The 17,033-nt window shown below is 68.8% G+C and carries 19 protein-coding genes; 13 read left to right on the top strand and 6 right to left on the bottom strand.

What is annotated here, in order from left to right:
- Window positions 1-3: 3 nt before the first annotated feature.
- Window positions 4-588 (top strand): isopentenyl-diphosphate Delta-isomerase, encoded by a 585-nt coding sequence (gene idi / locus LCN96_RS55990; protein ID WP_225270500.1) that lies wholly within the window; start codon window positions 4-6, stop codon window positions 586-588.
- 60 nt (window positions 589-648) lie between these two features.
- On the opposite strand, the gene LCN96_RS55985 is transcribed toward idi, so the two are convergent.
- Window positions 649-1,728: an inositol-3-phosphate synthase gene (locus LCN96_RS55985; RefSeq protein ID WP_225270499.1), complete on the bottom strand. Its 1,080-nt coding sequence runs from the start codon at window positions 1,726-1,728 to the stop codon at window positions 649-651.
- A gap of 13 nt (window positions 1,729-1,741) precedes the next feature.
- A complete protein-coding gene (locus LCN96_RS55980) occupies window positions 1,742-2,332 on the bottom strand; it encodes a PadR family transcriptional regulator (RefSeq protein ID WP_225270498.1) in 591 nt (196 codons plus the stop codon).
- Window positions 2,333-2,411: 79 nt separating this feature from the next.
- On the opposite strand from LCN96_RS55980, the gene LCN96_RS55975 reads away from it, so the two are divergent.
- The 4 genes from LCN96_RS55975 (at window position 2,412) to LCN96_RS55960 (ending at window position 7,980) form a co-directional block, all read left to right on the top strand.
- Entirely contained in the window at window positions 2,412-2,852 is a 441-nt protein-coding gene (locus LCN96_RS55975) for a DUF5318 family protein (RefSeq protein ID WP_311132171.1), read from the top strand.
- Window positions 2,853-3,263: 411 nt separating this feature from the next.
- The gene (locus LCN96_RS55970) at window positions 3,264-5,600 is read left to right on the top strand and encodes a transglycosylase domain-containing protein (protein ID WP_225270496.1); all 2,337 of its coding nucleotides are present in this window, start codon (window positions 3,264-3,266) and stop codon (window positions 5,598-5,600) included.
- Window positions 5,597-6,919 (top strand): glycosyltransferase family 87 protein, encoded by a 1,323-nt coding sequence (locus tag LCN96_RS55965; RefSeq protein WP_225270495.1) that lies wholly within the window; start codon window positions 5,597-5,599, stop codon window positions 6,917-6,919. Before LCN96_RS55970 ends, LCN96_RS55965 begins: the two co-directional genes overlap by 4 nt.
- Entirely contained in the window at window positions 6,916-7,980 is a 1,065-nt protein-coding gene (locus LCN96_RS55960) for a mannosyltransferase family protein (RefSeq protein ID WP_225270494.1), read from the top strand. Before LCN96_RS55965 ends, LCN96_RS55960 begins: the two co-directional genes overlap by 4 nt.
- 73 nt (window positions 7,981-8,053) lie before the next feature.
- Here the strand turns inward: LCN96_RS55960 and LCN96_RS55955 are convergent, their stop codons facing one another.
- Window positions 8,054-8,797, bottom strand: a complete 744-nt coding sequence (locus LCN96_RS55955; RefSeq protein WP_225270493.1) for a deoxyribonuclease IV — start codon at window positions 8,795-8,797, stop codon at window positions 8,054-8,056.
- Window positions 8,798-8,875: 78 nt separating this feature from the next.
- Between LCN96_RS55955 and LCN96_RS55950 the strand changes: the two genes are divergently transcribed.
- On the top strand, window positions 8,876-9,052 hold the full coding sequence (locus LCN96_RS55950; RefSeq protein WP_169789008.1) for a hypothetical protein: 177 nt from the start codon (window positions 8,876-8,878) through the stop codon (window positions 9,050-9,052).
- A gap of 42 nt (window positions 9,053-9,094) precedes the next feature.
- Here LCN96_RS55950 and LCN96_RS55945 read toward each other — a convergent pair whose 3' ends face one another.
- Window positions 9,095-9,412, bottom strand: a complete 318-nt coding sequence (locus LCN96_RS55945) for a hypothetical protein (protein ID WP_225270492.1) — start codon at window positions 9,410-9,412, stop codon at window positions 9,095-9,097.
- Window positions 9,413-9,604: 192 nt separating this feature from the next.
- Between LCN96_RS55945 and rpsF the strand changes: the two genes are divergently transcribed.
- The 7 genes from rpsF (at window position 9,605) to LCN96_RS55910 (ending at window position 13,976) form a co-directional block, all read left to right on the top strand.
- Window positions 9,605-9,895, top strand: a complete 291-nt coding sequence (gene rpsF, locus LCN96_RS55940; protein WP_026214314.1) for a 30S ribosomal protein S6 — start codon at window positions 9,605-9,607, stop codon at window positions 9,893-9,895.
- Between the two features lie 78 nt (window positions 9,896-9,973).
- Window positions 9,974-10,534 (top strand): single-stranded DNA-binding protein, encoded by a 561-nt coding sequence (locus tag LCN96_RS55935; RefSeq protein ID WP_225270491.1) that lies wholly within the window; start codon window positions 9,974-9,976, stop codon window positions 10,532-10,534.
- 64 nt (window positions 10,535-10,598) lie between these two features.
- On the top strand, window positions 10,599-10,835 hold the full coding sequence (rpsR, locus tag LCN96_RS55930) for a 30S ribosomal protein S18 (RefSeq protein WP_020543048.1): 237 nt from the start codon (window positions 10,599-10,601) through the stop codon (window positions 10,833-10,835).
- Window positions 10,836-10,849: 14 nt separating this feature from the next.
- On the top strand, window positions 10,850-11,296 hold the full coding sequence (rplI, locus tag LCN96_RS55925) for a 50S ribosomal protein L9 (RefSeq protein ID WP_225270490.1): 447 nt from the start codon (window positions 10,850-10,852) through the stop codon (window positions 11,294-11,296).
- 279 nt (window positions 11,297-11,575) lie between these two features.
- Window positions 11,576-12,400 carry an ABC transporter substrate-binding protein gene (locus LCN96_RS55920; protein ID WP_225270489.1) on the top strand — a complete coding sequence of 275 codons (825 nt, stop codon included), beginning with the start codon at window positions 11,576-11,578 and terminating at the stop codon, window positions 12,398-12,400.
- Window positions 12,397-13,236 (top strand): amino acid ABC transporter permease, encoded by an 840-nt coding sequence (locus tag LCN96_RS55915; protein ID WP_225270488.1) that lies wholly within the window; start codon window positions 12,397-12,399, stop codon window positions 13,234-13,236. Before LCN96_RS55920 ends, LCN96_RS55915 begins: the two co-directional genes overlap by 4 nt.
- Window positions 13,233-13,976 carry an amino acid ABC transporter ATP-binding protein gene (locus tag LCN96_RS55910; protein ID WP_311132170.1) on the top strand — a complete coding sequence of 248 codons (744 nt, stop codon included), beginning with the start codon at window positions 13,233-13,235 and terminating at the stop codon, window positions 13,974-13,976. Before LCN96_RS55915 ends, LCN96_RS55910 begins: the two co-directional genes overlap by 4 nt.
- Window positions 13,977-13,980: 4 nt before the next feature.
- Here the strand turns inward: LCN96_RS55910 and LCN96_RS55905 are convergent, their stop codons facing one another.
- Together LCN96_RS55905 and LCN96_RS55900 are read right to left on the bottom strand one after the other, a co-directional pair.
- Window positions 13,981-15,453, bottom strand: a complete 1,473-nt coding sequence (locus LCN96_RS55905) for an APC family permease (protein WP_225270487.1) — start codon at window positions 15,451-15,453, stop codon at window positions 13,981-13,983.
- Window positions 15,454-15,520: 67 nt separating this feature from the next.
- Window positions 15,521-16,822 carry an MATE family efflux transporter gene (locus tag LCN96_RS55900; RefSeq protein ID WP_225270486.1) on the bottom strand — a complete coding sequence of 434 codons (1,302 nt, stop codon included), beginning with the start codon at window positions 16,820-16,822 and terminating at the stop codon, window positions 15,521-15,523.
- Window positions 16,823-17,033: the final 211 nt, after the last annotated feature.

The raw sequence follows: 17,033 nt of genomic DNA, 5'->3' as shown, positions 1-17,033 counted from the left end.
AGCGTGACGACTGAGGAACACGTTGTGCTGGTCGACCTGTCCGGCCACGCACTCGGCACCGCGCCCAAGACGTCGGTGCACGGCCGGGAGACGCCGCTCCACCTGGCGTTCTCCAGCTACGTCTTCGACCGGGAAGGCCGCGTGCTGCTCACCAAGCGGGCCGAGCACAAGATCACTTGGCCGAGCGTCTGGACCAACAGCTGCTGCGGCCACCCGCTGCCCGGCGAGCCCGTGGACCACGCGGTGCTGCGCCGGCTCTCCTACGAGCTGGGGCTCACGGCCGAGCGGGCCGAGCTCATGCTGCCCGCCTTCTCCTACCGCGCCGAGATGGCCAACGGCATCGTCGAGCACGAGCTGTGCCCCGTCTACCGGGTCACCGTCGACTCGGCCGTCACGCCCAACCCCGACGAGGTGGCGGAGGTGCGCTGGATGCCGTGGAAGGAGTTCGCCGAGGGGGCCCAGAACGGGCTGCTGGCGATCTCGCCCTGGTGCAGGGAGCAGGTGCCGCTGCTGGCCGAGCTCGGCGCCGACCCCCTCACCTGGCAGCCCGCCTCCCACCACGACCTGCCGCCTGCCGCGCGCCTGTGACATGGGAGGGCGCCGCGTCCGGCACGGACACGGCGCCACGAGGTCAGCGGGTCAGCGGGGTCAGCGCTCGACCTCGCCCCGGATGAACTTCTCGACGTACTCCCTGGCCTCGTCGTCGGAGAACTGCTTCGGCGGCGACTTCATGAAGTACGAGGACGCCGACAGGATCGGCCCGCCGATGCCCCGGTCGAGCGCGATCTTGGCCGCCCGTACGGCGTCGATGATGATGCCGGCCGAGTTCGGCGAGTCCCACACCTCGAGCTTGTACTCCAGGTTGAGCGGCGTGTCACCGAACGAGCGCCCCTCCAGCCGCACGTACGCCCACTTGCGGTCGTCCAGCCACGGCACGTGGTCCGACGGCCCGATGTGCACGTCGGCCTTGCCCATCTCGTGGGGGATCTGGGAGGTGACCGACTGCGTCTTGGAGATCTTCTTGGACTGGAGCCGCTTGCGCTCCAGCATGTTCATGAAGTCCATGTTGCCGCCGAAGTTGAGCTGGTACGTGCGCAGCAGCTCCACCCCGCGGTCCTCGAACAGCTTGGCCATCACCCGGTGCGTGATCGTGGCGCCCACCTGCGACTTGATGTCGTCGCCCACGATCGGCACGCCGGCCTCGGTGAACTTCTCGGCCCACTCGGGGTCGGAGGCGATGAAGACCGGCAGCGCGTTCACGAACGCCACCTTGGCGTCGATCGCGCACTGCGCGTAGAAGCGGTCGGCCTCCTCCGAACCCACCGGCAGGTACGACACGAGGACGTCGACCTGGTTGTCACGCAGGACCTGGACCACATCGACCGGCGCCTCGTCGGACTCCTCGATGATCTCCTGGTAGAACTCGCCAAGGCCGTCGAGGGTGTGGCCGCGCTGGACCGTCACCCCCGTGGGCGGGACGTCGCAGATCTTGATCGTGTTGTTCTCGCTGGCGACGATCGCCTCGGACAGGTCGCGGCCGACCTTCTTGGCGTCCACGTCGAACGCGGCGACGAACTCGACGTCGCCGACGTGGTAGTCGCCGAACTTCACGTGCATCAGGCCCGGGACCCGTGTGTCCGGGTCCGCGTCCTTGTAGTAGTGAACGCCCTGGACCAGCGACGACGCGCAGTTGCCGACACCGACAATGGCCACGCGAACCGAACCCATCGCACTCGCTCCCTTACTCATCAGTTGACGTGGTATCTCTTTCGGGCCTCTCCTCTGACGAGGCCCGACGCTCCGTTGCGATCAGCTCGTTCAGCCAGCGCACCTCGCGTTCGACGGACTCGAGCCCGTGACGTTGCAGCTCGAGCGTGTAGCTGTCGAGGCGCTCCCTGGTGCGCGCCAGTGCGGTACGCACCGCGTCGAGGCGCTCCTCGAGCCGGCTACGGCGGCCTTCGAGAATGCGCAGGCGCACTTCGGCCTCCGTGTGGCGGAAGAAGGCGAAGTGCACGCCGAAGCTCTCGTCCTCCCATGCGGACGGACCGGCCTGCGTGAGCATGTCCTGCAGGCGTTCCTTGCCCTCGGCGGTCAGCTTGTAGACGATCTTCGACCTGCCGCCGACGATCGCGGTGGGAGCCGGCTGCTCCTCCACGATGAGGCCCTGAGCCAGAAGCGATCGCAGACAGGGGTACAGCGACCCGTAGGAGAACGCACGGAACATCCCCAGCAGGGCGTTGAGCCGTTTGCGCAGCTCGTAGCCGTGTAGCGGCGTCTCGTGCAGCGACCCGAGCACGGCCAGTTCCAAGACCCTGCCCTGTCCGCTGGCCACTGGAACCGCCCCCTCTCGCGTCGATGTATCGAGCCGATACATCTCCAAGATACGTCGGTCCGCTATATGGCTGCAATCTATGAATCTGCCAAGGCGTTGGGATGAACCCGTAAAACGCCGTAGTCTGGCGCTCATGTGGTCACAGAGAAGGGTGGTGGATTACGGCCTCGCGAAGCGGGCGGTCGTCCGCTCCCTGCGCTCGGGGCACGCCTCGCGCCGCGACGTCTGTGACGCACAGCCCTACCTCCTTCGAGCGGCGCGCCACTTCGGCGAGCCGACCGAACGCCCCTGCCCGGTGTGCGAAAAGGAGAACGTCACCAACGTGACCTATGTCTACGGGGATTGCCTCGGCAGGCATGCCGGTCAGGCAAAGGTCACATCAGAACTCGCCGCCATGGCTCATGATTACGATGAGTTCCGGGTGTACGTTGTCGAGGTCTGCCAAGGTTGTTCCTGGAATCACCTGACGGTTTCGTACGTCCTCGGGAACGGGCCGCCGGACCTCGCCGGACAAGCGTGATGACCGAGGGCGGCGAGGAGTTCACGCCCGACCGCCGTTTATGTTCCGACGACGTTGTGAGGACGTGTGAGTAACAGCATGAATGAGGGGACGGCCCGCCCGGGGAGGCGCCGTCGATCCAGCTCATCCCGTTCTGTGCCCCAGAGTTCTCCACCTCAAACCGGCGAGCCGGGTTGGGGTGCGGCTCAGCCGCCCCGTCGTCCTGAAGCGGCCTACGAGCAGACCGGTGCCATGGCCGCGCAGCCGTACGACGAACCTCCTCCTGGACGTGCGGAGCCGCAGAGACGTGCCGAGCCCCCGAGGCGCGGGGAGACCCCCGCCTACGGTGAGCCGCACGCCGAGCCGCCGCCCCGCTCCCGTAGCCGCGAGCATACGCGCACTGTGGGTAACCAGGAGACGATCGTCAGCGACATGCCGCGCCGATCACGCAGGCGCGGCTCGGGCCAGCCGCCCGAGCCCCCCGGCCCGCCGACCAAGAAGGACGGCGGCGGTCGCGGTGGCTGGCGCAGGTTCGTCCCGAGCTGGAAGATCCTCGTGGCGGGCGCCGTGGTGCTCGCGGCCGGCCTGTTCGGCATGATCATGGTCGCGTACGCCAACACGCCGGTCCCGACCTCCACGCAGACCGAGGCGACGGCCCAGCAGAGCACGATCTACTACCGCGACGGCAAGAACGTCATCGCCAAGCTCGGCTTCAAGCGCGAGATCGTTCCCTACGCCAAGATGGACGAGGACGTCAGGAACGCCGCGGTCGCCATCGAGAACAAGACGTTCTGGGAGGACTCCGGCATCTCCATCTCCGGCATGGTCCGCTCGGTCTACAACACCGTCACCGGGGAGCAGCTCCAGGGCGCCTCGACGATCACCCAGCAGATGGCCCGGGGCTACTACGACGGCCTCAGCCAGGAGGTGTCGATCCAGCGCAAGGTCAAGGAGATCTTCGTCGCGGTCAAGCTCGACGAGACCATGAGCAAGGAAGAGATCCTCTCGACCTACCTCAACACCATCAACTTCGGCCGCGCGTACGGGGTCGAGGCCGCCGCCAAGGCGTACTTCCCCGGCAAGGGCATCACCGCCGCGAAGCTCACCCCCGAGCAGGGCGCCTACCTCGCCGCCCGCATCCAGCAGCCGAACTGGGACCACAACTCCCCGGCGCTCCAGTGGCGCTTCAAGGAAGTCATCAAGAACATGGCCGAGCTGTGGCCGGACAAGTACGGCACGCTCCCGCAGACCGCCAAGTTCCCCAAGACCCGCGCCTCCGCCGGCAACGACGACCTGGGCGGCCTCAACGGCTACATGGTCGAGGAGGTGCTCAACGAGCTGGAGGGGCGTGGCCTGACCGCCGACGAGATCAAGTCCGGCGGCTACCACATCATCTCGACCTTCGACAGAAGGCTCATGAAGGCCGCGCAGACCGCGGTCAAGAGCACCATGCAGGCCTACAACCTGGGCACGGAGTTCCACGGCGGCCTGGCCGCGGTCAACCCGAAGAACGGGCGCGTGCTCGCCTTCTACGGCGGTGACGACTTCCTCACCGACCCGTGGAACGAGCCGTTCCAGTCCACCAAGCAGGCCGCGTCCGCGTTCAAGCCGTACGTGCTGGCGGCCTGGCTGCAGGCCGGGTACTCGCTCAAGAGCTACGTGCCGGGCAACCAGACGGTGCCGAAGGAGCTGCCGGGCCAGCAGGCGGGCGGCATCAGGAACAGCCACAACGTCGGCGCCTCGGTGGACGTGGTCAAGGCCACCGCGGCCTCGGTCAACACCGCGTACGTGTCGATGGCGTTCAAGCTGCCCGGCCAGCTCGACGACGTCAAGAACCTGGTCGAGGCGGCCGGGTTCAACCAGAAGCGCATGGAACAGGACATCGACGAGCACCACTTCCAGTTCGCCATCGGCAGCGCGCTGGTGACCCCGGTCGAGCAGGCCGCGGGGTACTCGATCTTCGCCAACGGCGGCAAGTACACCAAGTACCACGTCGTCCAGGAGGTCAGGCAGAACGGCAAGGTCGCCTACCCCGAGCAGGCCGTCGCGAAGTCGGTCATCGACGCGGGTGTCGCCGCCGACGCCACGGTCGCCATGCAGGCGGTGCTCCAGCCGGGTGGCACGGCGGCGGGCAAGGGCCTGGGCAGCAGGCCGGCCGCGGGCAAGACGGGCACGAACAACGACGAGAAGGAGGCCTGGTTCGTCGGCTACACGCCGCAGATCTCGGCCGCCGTCGGGTTCTACCGCGAGCAGTGCGTGACCAAGGCGGGCAAGGTCATCCCGCCGCAGCACTCCAACTGCCCGATCTTCCGCAAGGGCAGCAAGAAGTACAACAACGACAACCCCTACACCCGGGTCAAGGAGGTCTCGCTCGGCTTCGAGGGCGCGGGCCCGCCCACCATCGCCTGGCAGAAGTTCATGCAGCTCGCCCACGAGAACCTGCCGATCGAGCAGTTCCCGGACCGCGCCGAGGTCGGCATCCCCGAGAACATCGTGCCGAGCCCGACGCCCACGCCGACGCCCACGCCCGAGAACGAGAACCCGTTCGGCTCGGACAACCCGTTCGACGACGGCACGGACGACTGCCTCATCGGCTGCGACGGCAACGACGCCACCGTGCCCGACGAGGACGTCAACGTGGACGACGGCGCCGATGACGACTTCGGCAACAGCGACCCCAACGACGTGGGCCTGGCCGGCGAGGGCTCCGCGCCCGACCCCAGGTCCAGCGGCACGCAGCCCAAGTCCACCAGGCCAGAGGACCAGTGACGAGCACCGAGGCACGCGCCCCCTGGGCGGCGCGTGCCGTGCCTTACCTGCCCCTGGGGCTGATCGCGGCCATGGGGGCGAGCCTCGCGTACGTGGTGCGGCTCCCGTGCCGCACCGGCGGGTGGAACGACCAGATCACCACCTACACCAACTTCTGCTACACCGACATCTACCCCCTGTACTTCGACAGGGCGCTGGCCACCCAGAACCCCTACTTCGCGCACGTGCCCTTCGACAAGCAGGTCGAGTACCCCGTGGTGCTGGGCGAGGTCATGCAGGTGATCAGCTGGATCGCCCGCGCGCTGGAGCCGGACCAGGTCGCCCAGGCGGTGCGCTTCTACGACCTGACGGTGATCCTGCTCGGCGGCTGCCTGGTGGCCGGCGTGCTGCTGATGGCCGCGGTGGCGGGCCCGACGCGGCGCTGGGACCCGCTCTGGTACGCGATCTCGCCGGCCGTGGTGCTGGCCGCCTACATCAACTGGGATCTGGTGGCCGGCGCGCTGTCCATGGGCATGCTGCTGGCCTGGAAACGGCAACGCCAGGTGGCGGCCGGGGTGCTGCTGGGGCTGGCGATCGCGACCAAGTTCTATCCGCTGATGTTCCTGGGCGCGCTGTTCCTGCTGACGTGGCGGACCGCGCGGTGGCGGCCGTTCCTGGTCACGGTGGGCTCCGCCGCGGGCGCGTGGCTCGTGGTGAACGTGCCTTTCATGATCTTCGCCTGGGAGGGCTGGCGCCGCTTCTACGTCTTCTCGCAGGAACGCGGGGTGGACTGGGGCTCGCCGTGGCTGTTCTTCCAGAACAAGGGCTGGCCGGTGCTGGGCGAGGCCGATGTGAGCACGCTGGGCATGGTGTCGCTGGCGGCCATGTGCGTGGGCATCGCCGTGCTGACGCTGGCCGCGCCGCGCCGGCCGCGGCTCGCGCAGATCTGCTTCCTGGCGCTGGCCGCGTTCATGATGACGAACAAGGTGTGGTCGCCGCAGTTCGTGTTGTGGCTGGTGCCGTTCGCGGTGCTCGCCAGGCCCAACTGGAAGCCGCTGGCGCTGTGGCAGCTCGCGGAGGTGTGGTACTTCGTCGCGATCTGGCTCTACCTGGTCGCCCAGCCGCCGCTGAGCCGCGAGGACCTGGGCATCGGCGACGACACGTACTTCACCGCCGTGTGGGGCCGGATCATCACCATCGCCATCATGATGGCGTTCGTCGTGCGTGACGTGCTGCGGCCGGAGAAGGACGTGGTGCGCCAGGCCGGCGTGGACGACCAGGCGGGCGGCGTGTTCGACGACGCCCCGGACAGGTTCACGCTCCAGACCGCCCTGCGATGATCACTCGCTCGACCGGCCGGGACGCGCTGCTGCTCTGGTTCGGCTCGCGGGCCGGGCTGCTCCTCGCCACGCTGCTCGGCGTGGCGCTGGGCGAGTACCTCGACAAGTGGCGCAAGTGGGACGCCACGCTGTTCATCACGATCGCCCAATACGGCTACGACGGGGAGCCGGGCAGGCCGCCGGACGACGGGCTGCCCGCGTTCTTCCCCGGGCTGCCGGCGGCGCTGCGGCTGGTGCACCTGGTGGTGCCCGACTGGGCGGCGGCCGGGCTGCTGGTCTCGCTGGTCGCCGGGGCCGTCGCGATGCTGGCGCTGGCCAGGCTGGCCGAGGTCGAGGGCGCCACCGGCTGGCTGGCCGTGCTGGCGCTGCTGCTCTTCCCGATGGCGGTGTTCCTGGCCGCGGGCTACAGCGAGTCGCTCTTCCTGGCCTTCGCGATCCCGGCGTGGCTGGCCGCCAGGCAGGGGAACTGGGCCTCGGCGGGGCTGCTGGCGGCGGGGGCCTCGTGCGTGCGGATCACGGGGCTGTTCCTCGCGGTCGCGCTCGTGGTGGAGTTCGTGCTGCGCCGGGAGTCGCCGCGGCGGGCGGGGTGGCTGGCCGTGCCGTTCGTGCCGCTGGTGGCGTACTCGTACTACCAGTACGGCAGGACCGGCGACTGGCTGGCCTGGAAGCACGCGCAGGAGGCCGGCTGGGGGCGCGACTTCGCCTGGCCGTGGGAGGCGTGGGCGACGACCTGGCGCTCGGCCATGGGCTCGGGCGACTTCGCGGTGGCCTTCCGCATGGAGATCGTCGGGGTGGTGCTGGCCGTGGCGGGGCTGGTGTGGCTGCTCGTGCTGCGCCGGTGGAGCGAGGCCGTCTACACGGGGACGCAGGCGGCGGCGCTGATGACGTCGGCGTACTACCTGTCGATCCCGCGCTCGCTGCTGCTGTGGTTTCCGCTGTGGGTGGTGGTCGCGTGGGTCGCCACCCGGCGGACGTGGGTGATCGTGCTGTACGCGACGATCTCGGGGCCGTTGATGCTGGTCAACGCCTTCCGCTTCCTGAACGGGGCTTGGGCGGGCTGACCCGGGTGAGGCTCCTTACCCACTTTCTCTTCTCGGTAATCCAGGGAAGTTATCCACAGCCTGTGTGTATTCGTTAGAGGTTCTTCCTCAGGAACGCGATGTCCTCCGCCTGGCCCTCGCCCGGCGTCTCCACCACGATCGGCGCCCCGGCCGCCCGGCAGACCGCCAGGATCAGCTCGGGGTCGATCCTCCCCTTGCCCAGGTTGGCGTGGCGGTCGGCACCGGAGTCGAAGTCGTCGCGCGAGTCGTTGCAGTGCACCAGGTCGATCCGGCCGGTGATGGCCTTGACCCGGTCGACCACGTCGACCAGCTCCTCGCCGCCGGCGTGGGCGTGGCAGGTGTCGAGGCAGAAGCCCACGTCGAACCCGTCGAGCGCGTCCCACAGCCGGGCGATGCGCTCCAGCTTGCGGGCCATCGCGTTGCCGCCGCCCGCTGTGTTCTCGATCAGCACGGGGATGGGGCACTCCATGCGCTCGAACACCTTGCGCCAGTTGTCGAAGCCCTTCTGCGGGTCGTCGCTCTTGTTGACATGGCCGCCGTGCACGATCAGGCCCTTGGCGCCGAGGCTCGCGGCCGCCTTCAGGTGCTGCTCCAGCAGCTTGCGGCTGGGGATCCTGATGCGGTTGTTGGTCGTCGCCACGTTGACCAGGTAGGGGGCGTGGATGTAGATGTCCACCCCCTCGACCGGCTTGGCCGGCAGCACGGGCTTGTCGTAGCCCTGCGGGTCGCCGAGGAAGAACTGCACCACCTCGGCCCCCACCTGCGCGGCGTGGGCGGCGGGGTCGTCCTGGTCGACGTGAGCTCCGATAAGCACCATGTCACCGAGCTTATCCGTTTGGTGGGAGCAGCTCAGGGCAGTCGCGGGGACACCCCCTAACCCCTGAGGAGATCACATATGAGCCGCTGGCGCTTACGGGCGCTCATCGTCCTCGTCTACGTCATCGTCGGCATCTACGTCGCCTGGGTCTACGACTACATCACGCCAGGGCTGCTCCGGGATCTCGCGGAGGCGTTGCTCGCGGTGTTCCTCTGGTTCCTGGTCCTGCTCGGTATCGACCTGCACATCGGGTGAACCACATAACAAGCGGCCCCGGCACGAGCCCGGGGCCGTTGCTCATGAATGGGGGAGGAACCCGCCGTGGGCGATGCCGAGGGCGGCGCCCACGAACGAGCCCACCAGGCCGATGACGTTGAGCGAGCGCTGCGGTGTCGTCGCGGAGATGTACTGCGAGTACAGGCCCACGCCGAAGCCCAGTGTGCCGACCCAGGACGCGATCATGTGCGCCGAGGTCCAGAACGTGGCGACGAAGGCCACCACACCGCAGACGAGCGTGACGACGGCCAGGATGTTCTCGACGGGATGCGGACGTCCATCCGGGTTCAGCGTGAGCCTGAACCGCTGCCTTTCGGCGGGCTGAAGCACATGTGGCACAGCCATCACCCCCTTGGTTTCCTACAGGCCTTCCCACCTACCCACTGCTGGTAACCTTGGGCACGCTGCGTTGTGATGGGTGATCCATCGCCCCGGGGTGCCGAAAGGGGCCGCCCGGGTTGAGACGTCAGCGTCCTCCTGTCACGGCAGAGTGTCGTGACCGCAAGAGTCCAGAGGAGGTAGGAGTCCCGCATGCGTCGTTACGAAGTAATGGTCATTCTGGACCCTTCGCTCGATGAGCGCACCGTCGCGCCGTCCCTCGACCAGTTCCTCACCGTGGTCCGCAACGACGGCGGCACCGTGGAGAAGGTCGACGTCTGGGGCCGTCGCCGTCTCGCCTACGACATCGACAAGAAGTCCGAAGGCATCTACGCCGTCATCGACCTGTCCGCGGAGCCCGCGACGGTCAAGGAGCTCGACCGGCAGATGAACCTCAACGAGGGCATCCTGCGCACCAAGGTCCTGCGTCCCGACGTGCACTAACCTCCGGCTTTTGTCGGAGGAGCCCCGTACTCTGAGCCGTAACCCAAGCGAAGGCGTGCAGGAAGGCGAGCGCTAGCCATGGCAGCAGGCGACACCGTAATCACCATCGTCGGCAATCTCGTCGACGACCCGGAGCTGCGCTTCACCCCGACGGGGCAAGCGGTGGCTCGATTCCGCATCGCGTCCACTCCGCGGTTCATGGATCGACAGACCAACGAGTGGAAGGATGGCGAGAGCCTCTTCCTGACCTGCAACGTCTGGAGGCAGGCGGCGGAGAACGCCGCCGAGAGCCTGCAGCGCGGCATGCGGGTCATCGTGCAGGGGCGGCTCAAGCAGCGGTCTTACGAGACCAAGGAAGGCGAGAAGCGCACGGTCTACGAGGTCGAGGTCGACGAGGTCGGCCCGTCCCTGCGTAACGCCACCGCCAAGGTCAACCGCACCTCCCGTCAGGGTGGCGGCGGTGGCGGCGGCTTCGGTGGCGGCCCGGCCGACGACCCGTGGGCCTCTGCCACGCCCGCCCCGCCTCAGGGCGGCGGCTTCCAGGGCGGTGGCGGCGGCTTCGGCGGCGGCGGTGGCGGCCAGCAGGGCGGCGGCGGCTTCGGCGGCGGCAGCGACTTCAGCGACGAGCCGCCTTTCTAATCCCAGTCCACCAAGCCCGAGTCCATTCCCGCCCTGAAGGCGGGGCTCTGAAAGGAGCACCACGATGGCCAAGCCGGCACTGCGCAAGCCCAAGAAGAAGGTTTGCCTGTTCTGCCACGACAAGATCTCCTACGTCGACTACAAGGACACGGCGCTGCTGCGGAAGTTCATCTCCGACCGCGGCAAGATCCGTGCGCGCCGGGTGACGGGCAACTGCACCCAGCACCAGCGCGACGTGGCGACCGCGATCAAGAACGCCCGTGAGGTGGCCCTGCTGCCTTACACGAGCACCGCGCGCTAAGGAGGCCTGTCGATATGAAGCTCATCCTCACCAACGAGGTCTCCGGCCTCGGCACCCCCGGCGACGTCGTCGAGGTCAAGGACGGCTACGGCCGTAACTACCTCATCCCGCGCGGCTACGCCATGCGCTGGACGCGGGGCGCCGAGAAGCAGATCGAGACCATCCGCAAGGCTCGCGACGCTCGCGAGATCCGCGACCTCGGCACCGCCAAGGAGGTCGCCGGCCAGCTCGGCGCGCTGCGCGTCCGGCTGACCACCCGCGCGGGCGAGTCGGGCCGGCTGTTCGGCTCGATCACGACGGGCGACATCGCCGACGCGGTCAAGGCCGCCGGCGGCCCGATCCTCGACCGCCGCCGCATCGAGATCGTCAACCCGATCAAGAGCGTCGGCTCCCACCGCGTCACCGTCCGCCTCCACCCGGAGGTGGCCGCGGGCATCGACGTGGAAGTCGTGGCCGGCTGATCCACTTGATGGCCCCCGCTTCGTGCGGGGGCCTTCTTGTATGTACGGCAGGCCGTGGCCGACCACCCGCCGCACTCCGGCTGAGGGCCCTCCAGGAAACGGCCGCTGACCCTTCACCGGCGGGCCGCCGTCACGCGAGCCCGAAGTGGGTCGAATGCCGTGGTGAAGGGCACCCTTGGGCAGGATTCCCTATACGGGCGGCGTAGAATGCCGTCGTTCTGCTGCACGTTTCCCCCTGGAGGCAAGGCCATGGCCGTACGCCCGTTGATATTGCTTGCCGTGGCCGTCGCCGTCGTCGGTTGTGCGCCTGTGGACGAGACGGCCACCACGGCCGCCCCCACGACGTCCACCGCCTGCACCAAGGAGCAGCTCTCGCTGCTGACCCCGGGCAAGCTCACGATCGCGACCGACAAGCCCGCCTTCGAGCCGTGGTTCAAGGACGACGACCCGAGCAACGGGCAGGGTTTCGAGAGCGCGGTGGCCTTCGCCGTCGCGGGGGAGCTGGGCTTCGACCGCAGTGAGGTGCAGTGGAGCACCGTGAAGTTCGACGCCGCGTTCGCGCCGGGTGACAAGCAGTTCGACTTCGACATCAACCAGGTCTCGATCACGCCCGAGCGGGCGGAGGCGGTCGACTTCAGCAAGGGGTACTACACGGTCAAGCAGGCCGTCGTGGTCTCCGAGAAGGGCAAGTTCGCGGCGGCCAAGAGCCTGGCGGAGCTGACGGACGCGAAGATCGGCGTGCAGGTGGGCACGACCTCGTTCAACGCGGTCAGGGACGTCATCAAGCCCGCCGAGGACCCCGACGTCTTCAACGACCAGATCGACGTGGTGACCGCGCTGAAGAACGACCAGGTGGACGCGGTGGTCGTGGACCTGCCGACGGCGTTCTACGTGACGGCCGCCCAGGTGGAGAACTCCAAGATCCTGGGCCAGTTCAGCTCGACGGGCGGCACGCCCGAGGAGTTCGGCCTGGTGATGGAGAAGGGCAGCGCGCTCAAGCCGTGCGTGGACAAGGCCGTGGACGCGCTGAAGACGAAGGGTGAGCTGGCCAAGATCGAGCAGCAGTGGCTCGGCTCCGCGGCCGGCGCCCCCGAGCTGCGATGAGTGAATGGGTCAAGTCGGAGCGGCAGGTCGAGCGGGAGCGGGTCCGCAGGTCGCGGGCCCGCCGCTCGGCTTCGATCGCGACCGCCTCGACGATCGTCTTCATCGTGCTGGTGGTCTGGGGGATCACCAGCTCGCCGGGCTGGCCGCGGGTGCGGGAGACGTTCTTCGACGGTGAGCAGTTCGTCGCGGCGCTGCCGGACGTGCTGGACGGGTTCCTGCTCAACATCAGGATCTTCCTGATCTCCGAGGTGCTGATCCTCGTCATCGGCCTGCTGGTCGCGCTGGCCAGGGGGATCAAGAGCCCGGCGTTCTTCCCCATCAGAGCCCTGGCCACGCTCTACACCGACGTCTTCCGCGGGGTGCCGACGATCCTGGTGATCTACCTGATCGGGTTCGGGCTGCCGGCGTTGAAGCTGCAGGGGATCCCGACCGACAAGGCGACGCTGGGCATCATCGCGCTGACGCTCTCGTACGGCGCGTACGTGGCTGAGGTGTTCCGCTCCGGCATCGAGTCGGTGCATTCCAGCCAGGTGGCGGCGGCCCGCTCGCTGGGTCTGAGCCACATGAAGACCATGCGGTTCGTGGTGGTGCCGCAGGCCACGCGCAGGGTCGTGCCGCCGCTGCTGAACGACTTCGTCTCGCTGCAGAAGGACACGGCGCTCGTCGCGACGATCGGGCCGCTGGAGGCGCTGCGGCAGGCGCAGATGCACACCTTCAACACCTTCGACTACACCCCTTACCTGGCCGCCGCGCTGATCTTCATCCTGCTCACGATCCCCATGGCCAGGCTCACCGACCACCTGGCGGCCCGTACGCGCAGGAGGCGCGGAGCATGAGCGTGCTGACCATCGAGGGCGTGTGGAAGAACTTCCACGGCCACAGCGTGTTGCGCGGCATCGACCTGGAGGTCCAGCCGCACGAGGTGGTGAGCCTCATCGGCGCCTCCGGCTCGGGCAAGTCCACGCTGCTGCGCTGCGTCAACCTGCTGGAGACGGTGGACGACGGCGCCATCCACCTCGACGGCGAGGACATCACCGACCCCCGGGTGAACGTCGACCGGGTACGCAGGCGGCTCGGCATCGTCTTTCAGGCCTTCAACCTGTTCCCGCACATGACCGTGCTGGACAACATCACCCTGGCCCCCAGGCAGGTGCACGGGGTGGCCAGGGCGCGGGCGGAGGAGCAGGCCCACGACCTGCTGGGCAGGTTCGGCCTGGCGGACAAGGCCAAGGCGTACCCGGACCAGCTCTCCGGCGGGCAGCAGCAGCGGGTGGCGATCATCCGCGCGCTGGCCACTCAGCCCAGGCTGATGCTGCTCGACGAGGTGACCTCGGCGCTCGACCCGCAGCTGGTGGTGGAGGTGCTGGGGATCATCAGGGAGCTCAAGGAGTCGGGCATGACGATGATCCTGACCACGCACGAGATGGGATTCTGCCGCGACATCTCGGACACCGTGTGCTTCCTCGACGGCGGCGTGCTGCTGGAGAAGGGCCCGCCGGAGCAGATCTTCACCGCGCCCGAGCACCCGCGCACCCAGGAGTTCCTGCGCAGCGTGCTGGAGTCGGGGCGGTTCTAGGCTCCTAGCGCCGGTGGCGGCCGTGGGGCTGCCTGGCGGGGGCGCTCGGGCGGGCCAGGAGGCTGTGGCGGCGGCCGTACCCGAGGTAGACCAGCAGCCCGAAGGCCATCCACAGGGCGAACCAGGCCCAGGTCAGCACCCGCAGGTTGACCATCAGCCAGAGCGTGGCCACCAGCGACAGCGCGGGCAGCAGCGGCGAGAGCGGCACCCGGAAGCCCCGCTCCAGGTGCGGCATGCGGCGCCGCATCACGATCACCCCGGCCGCCACGAACGCGAAGGCGAACAGCGTGCCGATCACCACCAGCTGCTGCATCGTCAGCACCGGCACGAACTCGGCCAGCACGATCGCCACCAGCCCGATCACCAGCGTGACCCGCGTGGGCGTGTGGTAGCGGCGGCTCACCGTGGCCAGCCCGCGGGGGATGAGCCCGTCGCGGGCCATCGAGAACAGCACCCGCGTCTGCCCCACGATCAGCACCAGGATCACCGTGGTCAGCCCGAGCACCGCGCCCGCGTCGATGACGTGCACCATCCAGTCCACGCCGACCGCGCGGAAGGCGCTGGCCAGCGGCGCCTCCACGGAGATCTTCGTGTACGACACCATGCCCACCATGACCAGCGCCACCGCGAGGTAGAGGACGGTGGCGACCACCAGGCTGCGGATCATGCCCTTGGGCACGGCCCTGGGCGCGTTCGCGGTCTCCTCGGCCGAGGTGGCCACGATGTCGAACCCGATGTAGGCGAAGGCGATCGCCGAGGCCGCCGCGAAGACGCCGAACCAGCCGAACGCCTGGCTCTCGCCGACGAAGATCTCCAGCACGGTCGCCGGCGCGGCGTCCAGCGTCTTCGGCGGCACGTAGAAGTCGCCGAAGTTGGCCACGTCGATGTGCGTCAGGCCGACGACGATGACCGCGCCGATGGCCAGCAGCTTGGCCGACACCATGATCCACAGCGCGCGCAGCCCGACCCGCGCGCCCAGCGCCACGATGCCCGTGAGCAGCACCAGGATGACGAACACGAGCACGTCCTGGACCAGGTCCTCGGCGGGCACGCGGACGCCGAAGTGCTCGACGGCGCCGACCGTGATCGCGGCCCACGCCCTGGCCACCACCGCGGCGGCGAACTGCAGCTCCAGGATCAGCGCCCAGCCGATGATCCACGCCCAGACCTCGCCGAAGATGACGTAGGTGAAGGTGTACGCGCTGCCGGAGGTCGGCATCGTGGAGGACAGCTCGGCGTAGCACAGGCAGGCCAGCAGGCACGCGATGCCCGCGATCATGAAGGACAGGATCACTCCGGGGCCGGCCGTGGTGGCCGCCTGCTCCCCGGCGATGCTGAAGATGCCCGCGCCGATCATCACGCCGAGCCCGAGCACCACTAGGTCGGCCGGGCGGTAGACCTCGGCCAGGCTGTGCCGGGCGCCGGTACGCAGCCCGGTCGCCTCTGAAGGCGGCAGTCGTCGCAGAATCGTGGACAAGGAACACCCCGCTCAGGGAACTCGCCCACAATGTCTCACTACTTGGACAACAACAAGCACGAATGCATTACGTGCCGGTTACCAGCCAGGCGGTTCCGTTGGCGCGGCGTACCAGCGTGACCAGACGGGCCGCGATCCACACCCCCAGCGCGCACCAGAGCGCCACCACGCCCAGCCCGGAGGCGAGCAGGGCGGCAGGCAGGTAGGCGAGCGTCGACCACACGCTGGCCCAGGCCAGGTAGCGCTGGTCGCCGGCGCCGATGAGCACGCCGTCCAGCACGAACACCACCCCGCAGAGCGGCTGGAGCAGCGCCACCGGCCACAGCAGGCCCAGCAGCAGCCCGGCGACCTGGGGATCGGCGTCGAAGAGCGCCGGCAGCAGCGGCCTGGCCGCCAGGACGAGCAGCCCGAGCACCACCCCCGACCAGATGCCCCACCACACCATCCGCTTCGTGGCGGCCGTGGTGGCCTCGACGTCGCCGGCGCCGAGCGAGCGCCCGGTGATGGCCTGCCCGGCGATCGCGATGGCGTCCAGGGCCAGGGCGAGCAGCGTCCACACCTGGGTGGCCAGCGCGTACGCGGCCAGCTCCGCCTCGCCCATCCTGGTGGCGATGACCGTGGCGACCAGGATCACGACGCGCATGCTCAGCGTCCTGATGAACAGGGCGAATCCCACTGTGCCCGCCTGCCTGACCCCGGCCGCGGAGGGCGTCAGCGGCGCCCCCAGCCGCCTCGCGCCCCGTGCCACCACCACGAGGTAGACGGCGGCGCCCAGCGTCTGCGCCAGCACCGTCCCCCACGCGGACCCGGCGATGCCCCAATCCAGCCCCAGCACGAACCAGGCGTTCAGCACGGCGTTCAGCGCGAACGAGCCCACGGCCACCACCAGCGGCGTCACCGTGTCCTGCAGCCCGCGCAGCACGCCGGTGCCCGCCAGCACGACCAGCATGCCGGGCGCGCCGATCAGGCTGATCCGCAGGTACGTCACCGCCTGCGCCGCCTGCGGCCCCACCGTGCCGAACCAGTCCACGATCATCGGCGCCAGCGGCCAGCACACCAGGATCACGGCCACGCCGAGCGCCAGCGCCAGCCAGATGCCGTCCACCCCGCTGCGCATGGCCTGCACGTGGTCGCCCGCCCCTGACCGGCGCGCCACGGACGCGGTCGTCCCGTAGGCGAGGAAGACGCACAGGTTCACCAGCGTCGTCAGGACCGTGCCCGCCACCCCCAGAGCGCCCACCGCCGTGGTGCCCAGGCCGTGGCCCACGATGGCGTAGTCCGCCAGCAGGAAGAGCGGCTCGGCCACGAGCGCCCCGAACGCGGGCACGGCCAGCCGGAGAATCTCCCGGTCTCTGGATGTAATGGGCATTCGTCCATTATGGACCTTACGCGGCGTGTCGGGCCAACTTTCTTTCCTCCACAGCCGGTGGACACCGTTCGCCCTGGTCAGGGTGGCTTCGGTGGATATCCGCAAGAGTTATCCCCAGGCTCCGTCCACAGGCCGTTCACACTCTGGGCGGGGTCATCCACAGCTAGACCACAGGGTTGTCCACAGGTCACGTTGCCGACGGCGCGTTACT

The organism is Nonomuraea gerenzanensis (assembly GCF_020215645.1).
Classification (GTDB): Bacteria; Actinomycetota; Actinomycetes; order Streptosporangiales; family Streptosporangiaceae; genus Nonomuraea; species Nonomuraea gerenzanensis.
This window is presented reverse-complemented; position numbering and strand designations above follow the sequence as displayed.

Coding starts and splice junctions, on each gene's coding strand:
- LCN96_RS55985 (WP_225270499.1), bottom strand. CDS start 1,728: ATGGGTTCGGTTCGCGTGGCCATTGTCGGTGTCGGCAACTGCGCGTCG.
- LCN96_RS55975 (WP_311132171.1), top strand. CDS start 2,412: ATGAATCTGCCAAGGCGTTGGGATGAACCCGTAAAACGCCGTAGTCTG.
- LCN96_RS55970 (WP_225270496.1), top strand. CDS start 3,264: ATGCCGCGCCGATCACGCAGGCGCGGCTCGGGCCAGCCGCCCGAGCCC.
- LCN96_RS55960 (WP_225270494.1), top strand. CDS start 6,916: ATGATCACTCGCTCGACCGGCCGGGACGCGCTGCTGCTCTGGTTCGGC.
- LCN96_RS55955 (WP_225270493.1), bottom strand. CDS start 8,797: ATGGTGCTTATCGGAGCTCACGTCGACCAGGACGACCCCGCCGCCCAC.
- LCN96_RS55950 (WP_169789008.1), top strand. CDS start 8,876: ATGAGCCGCTGGCGCTTACGGGCGCTCATCGTCCTCGTCTACGTCATC.
- rpsF (WP_026214314.1), top strand. CDS start 9,605: ATGCGTCGTTACGAAGTAATGGTCATTCTGGACCCTTCGCTCGATGAG.
- LCN96_RS55935 (WP_225270491.1), top strand. CDS start 9,974: ATGGCAGCAGGCGACACCGTAATCACCATCGTCGGCAATCTCGTCGAC.
- rpsR (WP_020543048.1), top strand. CDS start 10,599: ATGGCCAAGCCGGCACTGCGCAAGCCCAAGAAGAAGGTTTGCCTGTTC.
- rplI (WP_225270490.1), top strand. CDS start 10,850: ATGAAGCTCATCCTCACCAACGAGGTCTCCGGCCTCGGCACCCCCGGC.
- LCN96_RS55915 (WP_225270488.1), top strand. CDS start 12,397: ATGAGTGAATGGGTCAAGTCGGAGCGGCAGGTCGAGCGGGAGCGGGTC.
- LCN96_RS55910 (WP_311132170.1), top strand. CDS start 13,233: ATGAGCGTGCTGACCATCGAGGGCGTGTGGAAGAACTTCCACGGCCAC.
- LCN96_RS55900 (WP_225270486.1), bottom strand. CDS start 16,822: ATGCCCATTACATCCAGAGACCGGGAGATTCTCCGGCTGGCCGTGCCC.